Below are 792 nucleotides of genomic sequence, written 5' to 3' on the forward strand. Positions count from 1 at the left end.
GGCCCGGGGAAGGAGCGGGGGCCTGGACACGGGCGGCCTGGCGGGCGGAAGGGGGACGGCCACCCGGAGGGTGGGGGCCTCCTCCCTGGCCACCCTCCTCCAGGCCAAGGCGGGTGGGGCCTCGGCGGGCGAGGCCTCCCCGGCCTTCCCCGCCTCCGGGAGCTGGAGCCGCACCTCCGGCCTCTCCCCTTCCCCCTTGAGGAAGGCGGCGAGGCGCTCCACCGCCTCCGGAGAGAGGACCCGGGGCAGGCTCTTTAGGTGCCCCTCCAGGGAGGCCACGTGGAGGACCCCCTGGTGGTACCCCTCCCGATAGCTCCCCACCACCAGGGGCACCACGGGGAGGGCGAGGCGGGCGTAGGCTTCCCGGCCCAGGGCCTCGGCCTTCGCCGCCTCCTCCGCCAGGGCGAACACCCCCGCCTCGGAGACCAGGAGGTGGCCCTCGCCGAAGGGGACGAGCTCGGCTTTCACGGGGTCCATTCTATACACCCGCCTCCAGGAAGGCCTCCGCCACCCGGGCCAGGACCTCCTTGCGAAGGGCCTCCCGCCCCTTTTCCGAGGCCACCTCGCACGCGTCGCCGCCCTCGAGGGGAGCGAGCAGGTAGCCCCCGAGCTCCGCCTGCCACCTCTCCCCCGCCCTTCTCCCCGCCTCGTCCCCGTCCAGGAGGAGGAAGGTGGGCCTGCCGTCCGGCTTCGGCAGGGTGCCGTTCACCCCGGCCACCCCCACCACGTCCAGGAGGTCCCCCACGGCCAGGTAGAGGGCCACGGCGTTGAGCTCCCCCTCCACCACCAGGA

1 protein-coding gene and 1 pseudogene are annotated in these 792 nt (G+C 74.9%); both read right to left on the reverse strand.

Going from position 1 to position 792, the window contains the following annotated elements:
- Nucleotides 1-468, reverse strand: a pseudogene (locus tag AC01Y6_RS10700) (hypothetical protein); the annotation flags it as partial.
- Between the two features lie 10 nt (nt 469-478).
- On the reverse strand, nt 479-792 hold a 314-nt coding region (locus tag AC01Y6_RS10705; RefSeq protein ID WP_476671512.1), incomplete at its 5' end, for a toprim domain-containing protein.

Source organism: Thermus sp., from assembly GCF_056332225.1.